Origin of the sequence: Mycobacterium sp. SMC-14 (genome assembly GCF_046250075.1) — a bacterium.
Lineage (GTDB): Bacteria > Actinomycetota > Actinomycetes > Mycobacteriales > Mycobacteriaceae > Mycobacterium.
Genome location: NZ_CP176429.1, coordinates 369,067 through 383,897, shown reverse-complemented (window position 1 = coordinate 383,897; position 14,831 = coordinate 369,067). Strand labels below are relative to the sequence as shown.

The window sequence follows — 14,831 nt, the reverse complement described above, 5'->3', positions numbered from 1 at the left end:
GTGAGCGCAGAGTCAACGAAAGAAACGGCTAGCGGCGCGGTTTCCAGACCACCACGGCGGTGCTCTTGGGCACCACCGCGATCTCGCGACGCTGGTTGACGCGCAACATCTCCAACTCGGCCGTCATCTCCTTGACCCGCGACTGCAGCGCCTCAACCTGGTTGGTCAACTCGATGATCCGCTTGATACCCGCGAGGTTGACGCCCTCGTCGTGCGAGAGCCGCTGCACCTCGCGCAGCAGGTCGACGTCTCTCTCGGAGTAGCGGCGTCCGCCGCCGGAGCTGCGCTGCGGACTCACCAATCCGATCCGGTCATAAGTCCGCAACGTCTGAGCGTGCATCCCGGCCAGCTCGGCGGCCACCGAGATCAGGAAGGTGCGGGCGCTGTCCGATTTACTCATGAGCGATTACCCGCCCATCCGGCCCGCGGGTCGAATCCGCTGGACTGCTCCGCCGCCGCGTACGCCTCGAGCGCCTCCTGCGCCGGCCCCTCCAGATTCGGTGGGACCGCGACCTTTACGGTGACCAGCAGGTCGCCGCTACCGCCGCCGCGTTTGGGCACACCGCGCCCGCGGACCCGCAGAATCCGGCCGTCGGCGGTGCCTTTCGGCACCCGCACACCGACCTTGCCGTCCAGCGTCGGGACCGAGAGCGTGGTACCCAGAGCGAGCTCGGAGAAGCTGACCGGGATGGTGACCGTCAGGTCGTCGCCGTCACGCCCAAAGACCTTGTCCGGACGCACTCGCACCGTCACGTACAGGTCACCCGAGGGCGCGCCGCGCAGGCCGGCCTCTCCTTGGCCCGCCAACCGAATCCGTTGGCCGTCTTCGACACCGGGGGGAATCCGCACATTGATGGTGCGGGTCCGGGCAGCCCGCCCGGTTCCCTTGCACTCCGAACACGGGTGCTCGATGATCGACCCGCTGCCACGGCAGTCGGTACACGGCTCCGAGAACCCGAAGGCGCCCTGATTACTGCTGATCACCCCGGAGCCGTTGCAGGAGACGCACACGCGCGGACTGGTGCCCGGCCGGGCGCCGCTACCGTGACAGTTGGTGCACGGTGCGGCACTGGTCAACCGTAGCGGCATCTCCACACCCTTGGTGGCCTCCAGGAAACTGAGCTCGGAGTCGGTTTCCAGGTCATTGCCACGCCGCGGCCGGCTGGGCCGTTGCTGCGCACCGCGTCCGAACAGGCCGCCGAAGAGATCACCGATGTTGGCCCCGCCGGTCTGTCCGGCCGCGCCGAACAGGTCGTTGAGGTTGAACTCGCTGCCGTCACCGCCGGTGGAGAACCGGTCGAAGTTGCCGCCACCGAATCCGCTGCCGCCGTTGAAGCGCCGCCCGAAGCCGCCGCCGGCGAACAGCCGCCGGGTCTCGTCGTACTCCTTGCGCTTGGCCTCGTCGGACAACACGCTGTAGGCCTCGGACACCGCCTTGAAGCGGTCGGCGGCGGTCGGGTTGTTCGGGTTGCGGTCCGGATGCAGTTCGGAGGCCAACTTGCGGTAGGCGCTCTTGATCTCTTTCTCGCTGGCGTCGGAGGAGACGCCCAACTCCTTATAGAAGTCCTTTTCGACCCATTCACGCTGAGCCATGACGCGTCACCTCCTTACCTGTCAATTCTCTTCAGCAGTGTCACCGTCGACAACCGCGCCGTCGGCCGCGGCGTCCGGAACGGTGTCGACCACCCCGACCATCGCGTGCCGCAGCACCTGCTCGCCGAGCTTGTAGCCCTGCCGCAGGACGGTGCCGATCACCGAGTGTGTCCCGTCGCCCTCATGCTGCACCGCCTCGTGCAGCGATGGGTCGAACTCGTCGCCCTCGGCGCCGAACGACGTCAGTCCCATGCCGGTGAGCGCACCGGTCAGCTTGTCCGCCACCGATTTCAGCGGACCCGATTCCAGGTCGCCGTGACTGCGGGCGCGGTCCAGGTCGTCGAGGATTCCGAGCAGTTCGGTCACCACTGCGGCCTTGGCCCGGTCTGCGACGCCTTGCTGGTCGCGCAGCGCCCGCTTGCGGTAGTTGGCGAAGTCCGCCTGTACCCGCTGCAGGTCCGCGGTCAGCTCGGCGACCTGGTCGGCTTGGGCGGCCTGCCCTTCGTCGGCGGCCGGCTCCTCCGGGGCCGGCCCACTAGGGGCCGGCCCGGAGGAACCCTCCCGCACCTCACCGGTTTCCGGGTCGATGCGCCGCTTGTCAGTGACGGTGATGGTCTCCGGAGACTGTTCGCGCGAGTTCTCTTCGCTCACTTGGTGTCTCCGTCATCGACCACCTCTGCGTCCACGACGTCGTCGTCGCCACCGGACGGCCCGCCGGCGTCACTTGCGCCCTGCTCGGCCTGGGTGGCCTCGTAGATCGCCTGGCCCAGCGCTTGCGACTCGACGCCGAGCTTCTCCATCGCGGACTTGATGGCGCCGATGTCGGTGCCCTCCAGCGCCTTCTTCGCCTCACCGATGGCTGCGTCGACCTTGCCCAGGGTGTCCTCGGGAACCTTGGAGCCCCCCTCGGCTTCGCGCTGCTCCTTGACGAACTTCTCCGTCTGGTAGACCAGCGACTCGGCCTGGTTGCGCACGTCGGCCTCTTCGCGACGCTTGCGGTCCTCCTCGGCGTGCGCCTCGGCATCCTTGATCATCCGGTCGATCTCCTCCTGGGAAAGGCCGGAGCCCTCCTGGATCTTGATCGTGTTCTCCTTGCCGGTGCCCTTGTCCTTGGCGGTGACGTGCACGATGCCGTTGGCGTCGATGTCGAAGGTGACCTCGATCTGCGGGACACCGCGCGGGGCCGGCGGGATACCGGTGAGCTCGAAGGAGCCGAGCAGCTTGTTGTGCGAGGCGATCTCGCGCTCACCCTGGAAGACCTGGATCTGCACCGACGGCTGGTTGTCGTCGGCCGTGGTGAAGGTCTCGCTGCGCTTGGTCGGGATGGTGGTGTTCCGCTCGATCAGCTTGGTCATCACGCCGCCCTTGGTTTCGATACCAAGGCTCAGCGGGGTGACGTCAAGCAGCAGAACGTCTTTCACCTCGCCCTTCAGCACGCCGGCCTGCAGGGCGGCGCCCACGGCGACGACCTCGTCGGGGTTGACGCCCTTGTTGGGCTCCTGGCCACCGGTCAGTTCCTTGACCAGCTCGGTGACCGCGGGCATGCGGGTGGAACCACCCACCAGCACCACGTGGTCGATCTCCGACACCGAGATGCCGGCGTCCTTGATCACCGATTGGAACGGCTTGCGGGTGCGGTCCAGCAGATCCTGGGTGATCTTCTGGAACTCCGAACGGGTGAGCTGCTCGTCGAGGAACAGCGGGTTCTTGTCGGCGTCAACGGTGATGTAGGGCAGGTTGATCGAGGTGCTCTGCGAGCTCGACAGCTCGATCTTGGCCTTCTCGGCAGCTTCACGCAGCCGCTGCATGGCCATCTTGTCCTTGGTCAGGTCGATGCCCGAGGTGCCCTTGAACTTGTCGACCAGCCATTCGACGACACGGTCGTCCCAGTCGTCGCCACCGAGGTGGTTGTCACCGGAGGTGGCCCGCACCTCGACCACACCCTCACCGATCTCCAGCAAGGAGACGTCGAAGGTACCGCCACCGAGGTCGAAGACCAGGATGGTCTGTTCCTTGTGGCCCTTGTCCAGGCCGTAGGCCAGCGCGGCCGCGGTCGGCTCGTTGACGATGCGCAGCACGTTCAGTCCGGCGATCTGGCCGGCTTCCTTGGTGGCCTGACGCTGGGCGTCATTGAAGTAGGCCGGCACGGTGATCACGGCGTCGGTGATGTCCTCACCGAGGTAGGCCTCCGCGTCGCGCTTGAGCTTCATCAGCACCCGGGCGCTGATCTCCTGCGAGGTGTAGTCCTTGCCGTCGATCTCGACTTTCCAGTCGGTGCCGATGTGGCGCTTGACCGAGCGGATGGTGCGGTCGACGTTGGTGACCGCCTGGTTCTTGGCGGGCTGGCCGACCAGCACTTCGCCGTTGCGGGCGAACGCGACGACCGATGGGGTGGTGCGCGAGCCCTCCGAGTTGGCTACGACGACGGGGTCGCCGCCCTCCAGCACTGCGACGCACGAGTTGGTGGTCCCGAGGTCGATTCCGACCGCACGAGCCATTGTGGTTCCTCCCTGGTAGACGATATCCCTAGTCTGAGCGGACTGCGCTCAAGGATGCTCCTTGGGCGGCTTGGCTGTCAACCCAGACTTGAGTGCTTATGACTCAACTTGTCGAGTTGGTCAACGAGCTGGGTTCCGGGTTTGTTCCCGAGGAGCCACCGGCGCTGTGGCTTCCGCCGGACTCACGCCGGGCGGCCTTACCTTGTGCGATGGGGGCAGGCGGCTGCGGCGACGTCGTTGAGTCAGTGCACGGAGAAGACGTGACCCATCAGACCTTCTCCAGCCTCGCCGGAACAGACTTATGCCACGGTGTACCGACGAACTCGTCGCGATCTGCCGAAGAAGTCAGGTTGTTCAGACGTACCCCGACCCGTTCGCCGTCTTGCGAGGTCAGACCGAACCCATTCGGCAATGCGATGTGCCCCTTGCGCATGGTGTCGACCACCGTGACCACAGCTTCCGCCGAGCCGCTGCGGGTGCTCACCCGCGCTCGGTCACCGGTGACCAATGACAAGGCGGTGGCGTCTTCCTGAGACACCCGCAACGCGCCGTCGGGATCGCGTTTACGCCAGGCCGGGTCGCGAAAGATCGTGTTGGCGGTGAAGTCTCGGCGCTCACCGGCGGAGAGCACCAGCGGATAGTCGGGGTCGGTGATGACGGCTTCGTCGTCGGCGAGTTTGCGCACCACATCGAGCAGTTCGGGGATGTCGAGCTGGATCCGCCTGCCCCCAAGCCTGTTCCAGGACTCGTCGTCTTCATCATCGGTGATGACCACTCCGTGCGGGCCGGCGAGGATTGCCTCGAAGAGCCGGTCCCCAGCCATCAGCCCCTCGCCGTAACCGGCGCGGGCAACACCTTGCGGGTTCTCCATGGCGCACATCAGCGATGCCCCCCAGAGCACGGCCGCGGCCGCGGCGCCATCCGGGAGCGTCGGGCCCAAGGTGCGGTAGAGCAGAACCGGGGCCAGCTTGGCCAGGCGGCGGTCGGCCAGCACGCCCAGCATCGCCTGGGCGAAGGCTTCCCGGCCCTGGGCCAGCGCCTCGCGTAACGGCGCGTAGTCGGACTCGCCGACCGCCCCGGACAACTCACACAGCCGGGCGTGGATCTCGGGTTCGGCCAGCTGACCGGCCGGCGCGTCCAGCACGGGATGGCGCAGGTGAAACAGGTTGCGGGGGAACTCGAAGTCGAAGAAGGTCGCCTCGTACTTCTCGTACTGGGTGGGTGTCGGCAGCACGTAGTCGGCTTCACGCGCGGTCTCGGTCATGGCGACGTCGATGACGACCACCAAGTCCAGGGCCCGGAATGCCTCCGTCATCCGCCGGCTGTCCGCGAGCGAGTGGACCGGGTTGCTGCTTTCGACGATCGCGGCGCGGAAACGGGCGGGGTGGTCGGTGAGGATTTCGTCGGGAATCGAGTTACAGGGAATCAGCCCACTGATGATCGCCGCCCCGCTGACCGGTGAACGAGGTGTCTGGTCGAACGCCAGCCCGCGGTCGCGGGCGATCGGCGCGAGGCCGGAGAACACGTATTGCGTGCCCGGTTTCGCGAAGTTGCCGGTGAGCAGCCACAGCAGCTTCTCGACGTAGGACACTGCCGTGGAGTTGCGGTTCATCTGGACGCCGAGGTCCTCCAGGACTGCCACCGACCCGGCCGCGGCGACGCGTCGCGTGGCTGCACGTACGAGCCGCTCAGGTACGTCGGCGACAGCACAGTAGTCCGCGATCGACACCTCGCGCATCACCGTTGCGACCTCGCCCAACCCATCGGCGTGCTCAGTCAGCCAGGCGTGGTCGACCAGGTCCTCCTGCACAAGGACCGCCACCATCGCGGTCAGCAGGTGAAGGTCGGTGCCGGGGCGCAGCTGCAGGTGGAAGTCGGCCAGCTCGGCTGTCTGGGTGCGTACCGGGTCGATCACGATCATCGACCGGGACGGGTCCTTGCCGATCTGCTTGAGTACCGACCGGGCACGCGGAAATCCGTGGGACTGATAGGGATTCTTGCCGATGAAGACCGCGACCTCGCACCGCTCGAAATCGGATCGGTGCGGGCGGCCGAGCATCCTGGCGGCGACCCAGAACTCGCCCGTCTTCTCCTGAGCCAGCGCGCTGGAGCGAAATCGTGCACCGTAGGCGGCCATCGTTGCTGGCGCGTAGGCCCCGCCGAGGTGGTTCCCCTGGCCGCCTCCGCCGTAGTAGAAGATCGACTCGCCGCCATACTCGGCACGCAGCCGGCCCAGCCGCCCGGCGATCTCAGTCAGCGCGGTGTCCCAGCCGACTTCCTCGAAGGTGCCGTCCGCACGGCGGCGAAGCGGCACCGTGAGCCGACCATTTCGGCCGTTCTGATAGGCATCCAAGCGCAGTGCCTTATTGCAGGTGTAGCCCTCCGAGGACGGATGCGTCTTGTCGCCGCGGATCTTCACGAATCGGCGGGTGTGCGGCTCCACGAGAACCTCGATGCCGCAGTTGCACTCGCACAAGATGCAAGCGCTCGGCTTCCACTCCGCAGGGTGCTCAGTGGTGACGGTGGCTTCGGACATGCGTCGCTCCTCGGCGATTCCCGGGGCAGTTTTATATTGAGACTGACCTGGACAGTAGTGCACGTATCTCTACCACCACAAGTCAGTCTCAACACGCGACTGATAGGGTCGCCGCATGAGAACGACCTCGTTCGCCGGGTGGCCTTGCACGATCGCCCGAGCCGCCGACCTGGTCGGCGACGGCTGGACCCTGCTCGTGCTGCGTGAGGTCTACTACGGCGAAAACCGGTTCGACGCGTTCATCGGCTCCCTGGGTATCGCCCGCAGCACCCTGACCGACCGGCTGCGCAAGCTGGTCGACGCGGGCCTGCTCGAGCGCCGGGAATACCAGACAGAACCGGTTCGACATGAATACGTGCTCACCGAATCCGGTCGGGAGTTCTTCGCGGTCATGGCGGCCCTGAAGACCTGGGGCGACAGATGGCAGCATCAGGGCAAGGAACTACCGGTAACGCTGGTGCACGACGCATGTGGCCATGAGCTGGAAGCCGCCGTGGTGTGCGCGCACTGCGGTGAGGCCGTGCGGCTGGAGCAGACGCATGCGCGCCCGGGCCCCGGCTTCCCCCGGCGCCTGCTCGACAATCCGCAGATTGCCGCACGCTTCAGCCAGGCCATCCGGCCGGCGCCGCTCGACTAACAGCTGTCCGCGGCACCCTCGGCGAAGTCCGGGTGCACGCCGGGGATGAGGTCGGCGCCGGCGGCGATGCGCTGCAGCAGGTCACGCAGTGTGTTCCGCTCGGCGGACGAAAGAGGCTCGGCTATCGAGTCCTCGAGTTCACGGCCGGCGCGGTCAAGGTCGGGCAGGACGCTGCGGGCCCGTTCGGTCAGGGTGATCGCGAACGCGCGGAGAGCTGACGCTGGGACTGTCCGTCGTCGGTCGCCTACGCCATGAGCACCGCAGGCCGTCATCCGGCGACCTTCGCTGCCAGTACGGCCAGCTTGGCGTCGAGCTCTTCGGCGGCCGCCAGCAGCTCCGCATTGGGTTCGACGACCATCAGCGAGGACGGTTTGACGTAGGTCAAACTGCTGCGACCGTCCGCCTCGTCGACCAGCAGCAGCTCCACCGGCGCGAACAATCCCGCAGTCACGTCGTGGCGCAACATGGTGATCGCGATCAATGGGTTGCCGATGATGGCGCGCAGCACTTTCCGGGCAATGCCGGCTTTCTGGATCCAGCCCCCATGGTCGAAAGTCGCAAACAACATGAATCCACTGGGGCCAACATAGGATTCGACCTTTGCCCGGTAAGAGTCCCAACTGACGAAGTCCTTCGGAAAGTCATCGATCGGAACGGGCCGAGCACCGACGTCGGCCAGCAATGCAGCGACCAGTTCGTCATAGCTCTTGACGCTCTCGTAGCGCACCCGGACTCCGGAGAACCGGGTCTCACGCGGTTCAGATTGCGACACGATCCACCTCCAAGGCGTTGGGGTCTGCCGATTGTTCGAATCGGTCCTGGACGTGTGCACGTGGTGTGCGGTCCACCAGCAGGCTCAGCACGTCGGGGCGGCTGTAGTGACCGCGGGAATCCATCTGCGACTTGCGGGCATCGATCACGGAGAAGTCGAGGTCGGCGATCACCTCGCCCTCGCCGGAGCGCACTGGCTCACCGAGCAGTTCACCGTGCGGGTTGATGATCGCGGTGAAACACCCGCCCGAGATAGGACCGGGCGGGCATCCGGTGTCGGCCATGACCCGCGACTGTTGATCGGCGTCCAACCACGCGGTGGCGTTCACGACGAAAGCAGCCGACTCAAGCGCGTGATTGCGCACGCTGATCTCGACCTGTTGCGCGAACAGGTCACCGGCGAACGACCCCGGCCACATGCCCGAATGGATCTGCTCGCCGTCGGCGATCAAGGCATAGCGCGCCAGCGGAATGTAGTGCTCCCAGCACGCGAGCTGTCCGATCCGCCCCACCGCGCTGTCTACAGCGCGCAGCCCGCTGCCGTCGCCCTGCCCCCAGATCATCCGTTCGTGGTAGGTCGGCATGATCTTGCGCCGGCGCTGCAGCAGGCTCCCGTCGGCGTCGAACAGCAGCTGGGTGTTGTACAACGATCCACCGTCCCGTTCGGTGACGCCGATCGAGACGACCATTTCGGCCTGCCGGACCGCCGCTGCGATCGCGTCGATCTCCGGCGACGGAATCGTCACGGCCTGCTCCATCAATCTGAGGTGTTCCGGTCGCATCTCGAAAGGGCGTTGAACGAACGCGAAATACGGGTAGTACGGGATCACCGTTTCGGGAAATGCTGCGAACCGCACACCGTGGCGCGACAGCTGCTCAATCTTGCCGACCACCCGCTCAACGGTCCCCTCCCGGCTGTAGAGCACCGGGCTGATCTGCACGGCGGCGGCTCGAATTGTGTTCATCGTCGTCAGCCCTCTAGCTGCTCGATGATGGTGGCGTTAGCCATTCCGCCGCCCTCGCACATCGTCTGCAGGCCGTAGCGTTTTCCGCTGTGCTGCAACGCATTGACGAGGGTCGTCATCAGGCGTGCACCACTGGCGCCCAACGGATGCCCGATAGCGATCGCGCCGCCATTGACGTTCGTCTTGGCCAGATCTGCGCCAGTTTCTTTCGCCCAGGCCAACACCACCGGAGCGAACGCCTCGTTGACCTCGAACAGGTCGATGTCGGACAGCCTCAGACCGGCCCGCTGCAGCACCTTCTGGGTGGCCGGGATCACCCCGGTGAGCATGTACAGCGGATCGGACCCGACGACGGTGGTGGTGTGGATCCGCGCCAGTGGACGTAGGCCCATCGTCTTGGCGAACTCGGAGCTGGTAATCATCACCGCTGCACTGCCGTCCGACAGCGGTGATGAATTGCCGGGGGTGATCTCCCAATTGATTTGCGGGAAGCGCACCTTCATCGCTTCGTCGTAGAACGCCGGGTTCAAGGCCGCCAAGGTTGCGACGCTGGTTCCGGGCCTGATGATCTCGTCGGTGGTCAGGCCTGCGATAGGGGCGAGCTCATCGCCGAACAGCCCGTCCTTGGTGGCACGCGCCGCCTTCTCGTGACTGTTGGCGGAGAATTCGTCGAGTTCGGTCCGGGAGAAACCCCACCGGGCCGCGATCAGCTCGGCGCTGATGCCCTGCGGCACCAGGCCTTCCGGATAGCGCTCCGCCATCCCCTCACCAAATGGGCTGCTGCCCGGCAACAATGACACGCCCATCGGTACGCGGCTCATCGACTCCACCCCTGCGGCAATGACGACGTCGTAGGCGCCGGCCACCACGCCCTGGGCAGCGAAGCTGATCGCCTGTTGGCTGCTCCCGCATTGCCGGCCGATTGTGGTGCCGGGAACCGATTCGGGGAAGCCCGCACCCAACAGGGCATTGCGTCCGATGTTGAAGGCCTGATCACCGACTTGAGTGACGGCCCCTGCGATCACATCGTCCACCTGAATCGGATCGATTCCCGTTCGCTGCGCCAGCTCTCGCAGGCTGTGCGCCAACAGGTCCACCGGCAGGATGCCCTGCAGAGCACCGCCCGGTTTGCCTTTGCCGATCGGCGTGCGAACGGCTCCGACGATGACGGCGTCGCGACCTTGATATTCGACCATCATGAATCCTCCCGCCTAGCTAGGTATTGTTTCCTATACTCAGCTATACACCCTGGGTATAGTAGGGTCAACCCAGATCGGGAGGTGAATCGAGATGACTTTCCTGCAGGGCCCGCTGGCGGATCGCGATGGCTGGTCGGCGATCGGCGAGTGTCCCGTCGAAAAGACCATGGCGGTGGTCGGCACCAAGTCCGCGATGCTGATCATGCGCGAGGCCTACTACGGCACCACCCGCTTCGACGACTTCGCGCACCGGGTTGGCATCACCAAAGCCGCGACCGCGACACGGCTCACCGAACTCGTCGACCTCGGATTGCTGGCCCGCCGGCCCTACCGTGAGCCCGGCCAGCGCAGCCGCGACGAATACGTCCTGACCGAGGCCGGCACCGATTTCATGCCGGTGGTCTGGGCCATGTTCCAGTGGGGACAACGCCACCTGCCCAACCGCGGTCAGCTACGCCTGACGCATCTGGACTGCGGCGCGGACGCGCTGGTCGAGATCCGCTGCACCGAAGGTCACCGCGTCGAGCCCGGCGAACTGGGTGCACGGCTGGTCAGGTCGAAGGTGCCACGTCCTGAATGACACCCGCGCGACGACACGCCCGATCAGGTGGACGCCGGGATGTGCCGGAAACCGTGCAAAGTTGCCAGTCCACGTGGCGTCGGGGGTCCGTCGAGCTGCAGGTCGGGGAAACGTTCGAACAGCGCCCGCAACGCGATGGTGGCCTCCATGCGAGCCAGGTTGGCCCCGAGGCAGGCGTGAATACCGCTGCTGAACGACAGATGCTCTTTGGCGTTGGCCCTGGTGACGTCGAAGCGGCCGGGCTCCTCGAACACGTCGGGGTCGTGGTTGGCGCCGCCCAGCAGCAGCGCCACCGTTTCGCCAGGGGCGACGTGGTACCCCGCCAGCTCGAGGTCACACAGGGCGTTGCGTGACGTCATCTGCACCGGGCTGTCGAAGCGCAGCACTTCCTCGACCGCGCCCGGCCACAGCTCGGGGTCCTCGCGCAGCATCGCCAGCTGTTCGCGGTGGCGCAGCAACAGCACGATCGCGTTGCCGATCAGGTTGATGGTGGTCTCAAAACCCGCGCCGGCGAGCAGCAGTGCCGTCACGCCCAGTTCGCGTCGATCAAGGTCCCCGTCGCGAATGATCTGGCTGTAGATGTCGTCGCCGGGGTTGTTGCGCAACCGTTCGATGTGGTCGCTGAACTCGTGATCGTTTTCCCGCAGGGATTCCATGGCAACCCGAAAGGTTTTCCAGGACACCCCGATATCGAGCAACGGTGCACCACGGTCACCCCGGTCGAGCATCTGCGGTCGCTGCTCCTCGGGGATTCCGAGAATCTCGGCGATGATCAAAGCCGGTAAGGGCCCGGCGAAATCGGCGATCAGATCTGGATTGGGCGTCGATTCCACCCGATCCAGCAGTTCATGAGTGATCTCGATGATCCGGGTCCGCAGTCTGTCGATCGCACGAGGTGTGAACGCGCGCACCACCGCACGCCGGTAACGGGTGTGGTCGGGCGGGTCGACCACCAGCATCGAGGGCGGCTCAGCCGGATTCGGCAGCTGGGGATCCGTTCGGCTGATCAGCCAGCGGGTCGTTCTGGGCAGATTGATATTGGCCGGGTTACTCGCCCCGAACCTGTCGTCACGCAGGATTGCGCGGCATAGCTCATGGTCGGCGGTCACCGAGACGAACGGCGTGCGCGTCAATCGACCACGGGCACGGATCTGTTCGGTCAGCGGTTCCGGGTCGCCGCCGCGCACCGGGCCGATAAGCAATCGTGCCATCGGGTCGCCGCGCCGCGCTTGCACCGCAAGGAACGCGCGCGGAAACCCCTGCAACAGCACCCACCGAAGCCACAGTTTTGGTCTCATCGCTGCGCACCTATCGCCGGCAGCACGAACGCCGACCCTGCGGCCACCGTTGCCAGGTGCCTCATCAGCAGTGCTTCCGGAATCAGACCGGTGGCGCGACTGGCGGCGGCGCTGAGGAAGTCGGGCCGCATGTTGACCACCTTCCCGAACCAGGCCGACTCCCGGACCAGCGGCGCCACCCGTGGCCGCCGGAACGCGACGAACCGCGCGAACGCGGTGGGCAGATCGGGTGCCCGGTCGACGAACTCGGCCAGGATGGCGGCGTCTTCCAAGCCCTGACAGCCGCCCTGGCCGAGGTGCGGACGCATGGGATGGGCCGCGTCGCCGACCAGCACGATGGGTCCGCGCGCCCAGTGACGAGCGGGCGCACGGTCGTAGAGGTCGTCGCGCAAGACGTCGGCGGGCGAGGTCGCGGCAAGGATGCTCGGGATGGGCTCACACCAGTGGGCGAATTTGGCTCGGAGGTAGGCCAGTTCTCCTTCGCCCGCTCGCTGTCCCTCCGGGACCCGTTCGGTGGCGAACCAGTAGGTCAGGTCCGGACCCATCGGCACATGGCCGGTTTCGACTCCGGGCCCCATGGTTTCCCCGGCCAGGTCGGGGTCCAAGGCGTAGGCAGCGATTCCTCGCCATGCGGTGTAACCGACGTAGCGTCGGCGCAGCGGGCCGTTGAGGTGGCGGGCCAGTACCGAATGGGTGCCGTCCGCGCCGACGACGGCATCGAAGTTCTCTACCGTGCCACCCGAGAGTTGCAGCGCGACAGAGTCTCCCGCCATCGCCACGTCGGTGGCGGCGACCCCGTAGTGCAGGCTGCCCGCCCCCAACGCTTCGGCAAGGATGTCGCGAAGTACCGAGCGCTGCACCACCACGAGCGGTTCACCCAGTGCCCGCACCATCCGTTCGGCCGCCGGGCGGCGCAGCCACGATCCGTCGTACCAGCGCGCCGCGCCGGCGGTGATCCGGCCACCGGCCGCGCGGACCTCATCGCCCAGACCGAGGTGGTCCAGCGCGGCCAGCGCGTTGGGCCAGATGCTGATCCCGGCGCCCGATGAGGTGTCGGTCCGTTGTTCGACGACGGTGACATGGTGACCGCGGCGCTGCAGCCCGATCGCGGTCGCCAGCCCGGCGATGCCGGCCCCCACCACGCCGATCCGCCTGCTCATCGGGCTGGACCGTCGGTGTCGTGGGTAGCCAGCCAGGCTGTCCGCCGCCTGTTCGAAGCTCGAGACAGCCAGGCGTCCTGAACCACTTCGGCCAGTTCACTCTTGCTGATCGCGTGCAGGTCTGCCTCCCGAACCAGAACGGACAGATGACCGTTGAAATGGTCAGTGCTGAAAAACGGTGTGGTGGGGTCTTGAATGAGGGCCTGCTTGTCGGCGTCCGACTCGACCCAGATCACTATGACATCGGGGTAGGCCTCACCGGTGACGGGATCCTTGGCGTCGGGCCGCGGGGTACGGAAGAACACGAACGACTTGCCGCCCACCTGGTAAATCGGATTGCCTTTCGGCCCTTCGATTCTGGTGACGTGCGGCATCGACGCGGCGGCCTCGTGCACGTCTGCGACTCGCGCGGGTCGATCGGCCATAACCGCAACCGTAGTCACCCGTCGAACAGCAGGCGCGCAATCCGTTCGACCGTGTCCATCGGATCAGCGGCCTTCACGCCGTCGGCTACCGCGTCATTGAGCCAGAGCGTCGCAAAGCCATGAACCAACGACCAGGCCGCCAACTCAGCACCGGCCGGATCCGCACGCGCAGCCACGTCCTCCAACGTCGCCACACCCCGGGAGAGTTCAGCTCCGGCAGCCATTTCCGCGGCGACCAGCTCGGCGTCGGCGGGATCCAGCAGCGACTTGTCGAACATCACTTCGTAGTGGCCTGGATGGTCCAGCGCGAACCGCACGTAGGCCAACGCGGCGTCGACGAACCGGCCCCGAGCTGCGGTGAGCGCGACGCTCAACAGCTGAAATCCTTCGGTCGCCAGCGCGGTGAACAGGCCCCTCCGATCGGTGAAGTGATGCGCGGGCGCTGCATGCGACACCCCGGCCACGCGCGCCAGTTCACGCAGCGACACCCGGTCGGCCCCCTGCTCGGCCACCAGGCGCGCCGCCTCGGCCAGGATCGCCGCACGCAGATCGCCGTGGTGGTAGGTCGAACGGGCCATAGCGGTCACCCTACAAGACAATCTTGACACCGACTAGATACCGGATTTACGCTCGGCGTCATAACTTGTCATTGCCTAGATCCGGAGGTTGTCATGGCTCCCCTGATCACGCTGCTGGCGGGTAGCCTGGCCGCCCGGATCGTCGGCTGGTTGGGCATCGCCTACGTGGACTCGTGGGGTCGCGCGATCGCCGTCGGCCTGGCGGCGATGTTCTTCCTCACCGGTGTGGCGCATTTCGCTCCGCCGCTGCGCAGCCAGCTGATCGCGATCGTGCCACCGGCACTGCCCGCACCGGGTTTGCTGGTCAGCGTCACTGGTGTGCTCGAACTGCTGGGTGCGGTGGGCCTGCTGCTTCCGGCCACGCGCGTCGTCGCCGCCGCCTGCCTGCTGGTGCTGATGCTGGCGATGTTCCCGGCCAACATCTACGCCGCCCGGATGCCCAATCCGCCCAAAGCAATGACGACGAGGCTGCCGGTGCGCACCGCCGAGGAGATCCTCTACCTGGCCGCCGCGGCGATGGTCGCCTTCGCTGGTTGACCGCACCGGGGTCAGCTCGCTATAGCGAATTAGCAGGGCCCGAGCGCCATGGGC

16 protein-coding genes are annotated in these 14,831 nt (G+C 66.3%); 3 read left to right on the top strand and 13 right to left on the bottom strand.

What is annotated here, in order from left to right; genetic code table 11:
* Positions 1–28: 28 nt before the first annotated feature.
* The 5 genes from ACKY0W_RS01830 to ACKY0W_RS01810 form a co-directional block, all read right to left on the bottom strand.
* Positions 29–400 (bottom strand): heat shock protein transcriptional repressor HspR, encoded by a 372-nt coding sequence (locus ACKY0W_RS01830; protein ID WP_409436149.1) that lies wholly within the window; start codon positions 398–400, stop codon positions 29–31.
* On the bottom strand, positions 397–1,593 hold the full coding sequence (gene dnaJ, locus ACKY0W_RS01825) for a molecular chaperone DnaJ (RefSeq protein ID WP_409436148.1): 1,197 nt from the start codon (positions 1,591–1,593) through the stop codon (positions 397–399). Before dnaJ ends, ACKY0W_RS01830 begins: the two co-directional genes overlap by 4 nt.
* Positions 1,594–1,614: 21 nt before the next feature.
* Positions 1,615–2,244 (bottom strand): nucleotide exchange factor GrpE, encoded by a 630-nt coding sequence (gene grpE, locus ACKY0W_RS01820; protein ID WP_409436147.1) that lies wholly within the window; start codon positions 2,242–2,244, stop codon positions 1,615–1,617.
* Entirely contained in the window at positions 2,241–4,091 is a 1,851-nt protein-coding gene (gene dnaK, locus ACKY0W_RS01815; RefSeq protein WP_409436146.1) for a molecular chaperone DnaK, read from the bottom strand. Before dnaK ends, grpE begins: the two co-directional genes overlap by 4 nt.
* Before the next feature lie 268 nt (positions 4,092–4,359).
* Positions 4,360–6,627, bottom strand: coding sequence for a molybdopterin-dependent oxidoreductase (locus tag ACKY0W_RS01810; RefSeq protein ID WP_409436145.1), 2,268 nt, complete (start codon positions 6,625–6,627; stop codon positions 4,360–4,362).
* A 115-nt stretch (positions 6,628–6,742) separates the two neighbouring features.
* Between ACKY0W_RS01810 and ACKY0W_RS01805 the strand changes: the two genes are divergently transcribed.
* Entirely contained in the window at positions 6,743–7,264 is a 522-nt protein-coding gene (locus ACKY0W_RS01805; RefSeq protein ID WP_409436144.1) for a winged helix-turn-helix transcriptional regulator, read from the top strand.
* On the opposite strand, the gene ACKY0W_RS01800 is transcribed toward ACKY0W_RS01805, so the two are convergent.
* The 4 genes from ACKY0W_RS01800 to ACKY0W_RS01785 are packed head-to-tail and all read right to left on the bottom strand — an operon-like array spanning position 7,261 to position 10,196.
* On the bottom strand, positions 7,261–7,536 hold the full coding sequence (locus tag ACKY0W_RS01800; RefSeq protein WP_409436143.1) for a hypothetical protein: 276 nt from the start codon (positions 7,534–7,536) through the stop codon (positions 7,261–7,263). The two genes, ACKY0W_RS01805 and ACKY0W_RS01800, sit on opposite strands and share 4 nt — an antisense overlap.
* Complete coding sequence (locus ACKY0W_RS01795) at positions 7,533–8,036, bottom strand: DUF302 domain-containing protein (protein WP_409436142.1); 504 nt, start codon at positions 8,034–8,036, stop codon at positions 7,533–7,535. Before ACKY0W_RS01795 ends, ACKY0W_RS01800 begins: the two co-directional genes overlap by 4 nt.
* The gene (locus tag ACKY0W_RS01790) at positions 8,023–9,000 is read right to left on the bottom strand and encodes a nitrilase-related carbon-nitrogen hydrolase (RefSeq protein ID WP_409436141.1); all 978 of its coding nucleotides are present in this window, start codon (positions 8,998–9,000) and stop codon (positions 8,023–8,025) included. Before ACKY0W_RS01790 ends, ACKY0W_RS01795 begins: the two co-directional genes overlap by 14 nt.
* A gap of 5 nt (positions 9,001–9,005) precedes the next feature.
* Positions 9,006–10,196, bottom strand: coding sequence for a thiolase family protein (locus tag ACKY0W_RS01785; protein ID WP_409437919.1), 1,191 nt, complete (start codon positions 10,194–10,196; stop codon positions 9,006–9,008).
* Positions 10,197–10,290: 94 nt separating this feature from the next.
* Here ACKY0W_RS01785 and ACKY0W_RS01780 point away from each other — a divergent pair, with 94 nt between their 5' ends.
* Positions 10,291–10,779, top strand: coding sequence for a winged helix-turn-helix transcriptional regulator (locus tag ACKY0W_RS01780; RefSeq protein ID WP_409436140.1), 489 nt, complete (start codon positions 10,291–10,293; stop codon positions 10,777–10,779).
* A gap of 23 nt (positions 10,780–10,802) precedes the next feature.
* Here the strand turns inward: ACKY0W_RS01780 and ACKY0W_RS01775 are convergent, their stop codons facing one another.
* From ACKY0W_RS01775 to ACKY0W_RS01760, 4 genes are read right to left on the bottom strand one after another with little or no spacing between them, the layout of a single operon-like run.
* On the bottom strand, positions 10,803–12,077 hold the full coding sequence (locus ACKY0W_RS01775) for a cytochrome P450 (RefSeq protein ID WP_409436139.1): 1,275 nt from the start codon (positions 12,075–12,077) through the stop codon (positions 10,803–10,805).
* A complete protein-coding gene (locus ACKY0W_RS01770; RefSeq protein WP_409436138.1) occupies positions 12,074–13,237 on the bottom strand; it encodes an FAD-dependent oxidoreductase in 1,164 nt (387 codons plus the stop codon). The genes ACKY0W_RS01775 and ACKY0W_RS01770 overlap by 4 nt, the downstream gene beginning before the upstream one ends.
* On the bottom strand, positions 13,234–13,662 hold the full coding sequence (locus tag ACKY0W_RS01765; RefSeq protein WP_409436137.1) for an MmcQ/YjbR family DNA-binding protein: 429 nt from the start codon (positions 13,660–13,662) through the stop codon (positions 13,234–13,236). Before ACKY0W_RS01765 ends, ACKY0W_RS01770 begins: the two co-directional genes overlap by 4 nt.
* 14 nt (positions 13,663–13,676) lie before the next feature.
* A complete protein-coding gene (locus ACKY0W_RS01760) occupies positions 13,677–14,240 on the bottom strand; it encodes a TetR/AcrR family transcriptional regulator (protein WP_409436136.1) in 564 nt (187 codons plus the stop codon).
* A gap of 93 nt (positions 14,241–14,333) precedes the next feature.
* On the opposite strand from ACKY0W_RS01760, the gene ACKY0W_RS01755 reads away from it, so the two are divergent.
* The gene (locus ACKY0W_RS01755; RefSeq protein WP_409436135.1) at positions 14,334–14,777 is read left to right on the top strand and encodes a DoxX family protein; all 444 of its coding nucleotides are present in this window, start codon (positions 14,334–14,336) and stop codon (positions 14,775–14,777) included.
* Positions 14,778–14,831: the final 54 nt, after the last annotated feature.

What these genes read in the sequence shown, in the direction of transcription:
- ACKY0W_RS01760 (WP_409436136.1), bottom strand. Translation starts at nt 14,240, where the DNA reads ATGGCCCGTTCGACCTACCACCACGGCGATCTGCGTGCGGCGATCCTG.
- dnaJ (WP_409436148.1), bottom strand. Translation starts at nt 1,593, where the DNA reads ATGGCTCAGCGTGAATGGGTCGAAAAGGACTTCTATAAGGAGTTGGGC.
- ACKY0W_RS01765 (WP_409436137.1), bottom strand. Translation starts at nt 13,662, where the DNA reads ATGGCCGATCGACCCGCGCGAGTCGCAGACGTGCACGAGGCCGCCGCG.
- ACKY0W_RS01755 (WP_409436135.1), top strand. Translation starts at nt 14,334, where the DNA reads ATGGCTCCCCTGATCACGCTGCTGGCGGGTAGCCTGGCCGCCCGGATC.
- ACKY0W_RS01775 (WP_409436139.1), bottom strand. Translation starts at nt 12,077, where the DNA reads ATGAGACCAAAACTGTGGCTTCGGTGGGTGCTGTTGCAGGGGTTTCCG.
- ACKY0W_RS01780 (WP_409436140.1), top strand. Translation starts at nt 10,291, where the DNA reads ATGACTTTCCTGCAGGGCCCGCTGGCGGATCGCGATGGCTGGTCGGCG.
- ACKY0W_RS01790 (WP_409436141.1), bottom strand. Translation starts at nt 9,000, where the DNA reads ATGAACACAATTCGAGCCGCCGCCGTGCAGATCAGCCCGGTGCTCTAC.
- ACKY0W_RS01810 (WP_409436145.1), bottom strand. Translation starts at nt 6,627, where the DNA reads ATGTCCGAAGCCACCGTCACCACTGAGCACCCTGCGGAGTGGAAGCCG.
- ACKY0W_RS01770 (WP_409436138.1), bottom strand. Translation starts at nt 13,237, where the DNA reads ATGAGCAGGCGGATCGGCGTGGTGGGGGCCGGCATCGCCGGGCTGGCG.
- ACKY0W_RS01800 (WP_409436143.1), bottom strand. Translation starts at nt 7,536, where the DNA reads ATGACGGCCTGCGGTGCTCATGGCGTAGGCGACCGACGACGGACAGTC.
- ACKY0W_RS01805 (WP_409436144.1), top strand. Translation starts at nt 6,743, where the DNA reads ATGAGAACGACCTCGTTCGCCGGGTGGCCTTGCACGATCGCCCGAGCC.
- ACKY0W_RS01830 (WP_409436149.1), bottom strand. Translation starts at nt 400, where the DNA reads ATGAGTAAATCGGACAGCGCCCGCACCTTCCTGATCTCGGTGGCCGCC.
- dnaK (WP_409436146.1), bottom strand. Translation starts at nt 4,091, where the DNA reads ATGGCTCGTGCGGTCGGAATCGACCTCGGGACCACCAACTCGTGCGTC.
- ACKY0W_RS01785 (WP_409437919.1), bottom strand. Translation starts at nt 10,196, where the DNA reads ATGGTCGAATATCAAGGTCGCGACGCCGTCATCGTCGGAGCCGTTCGC.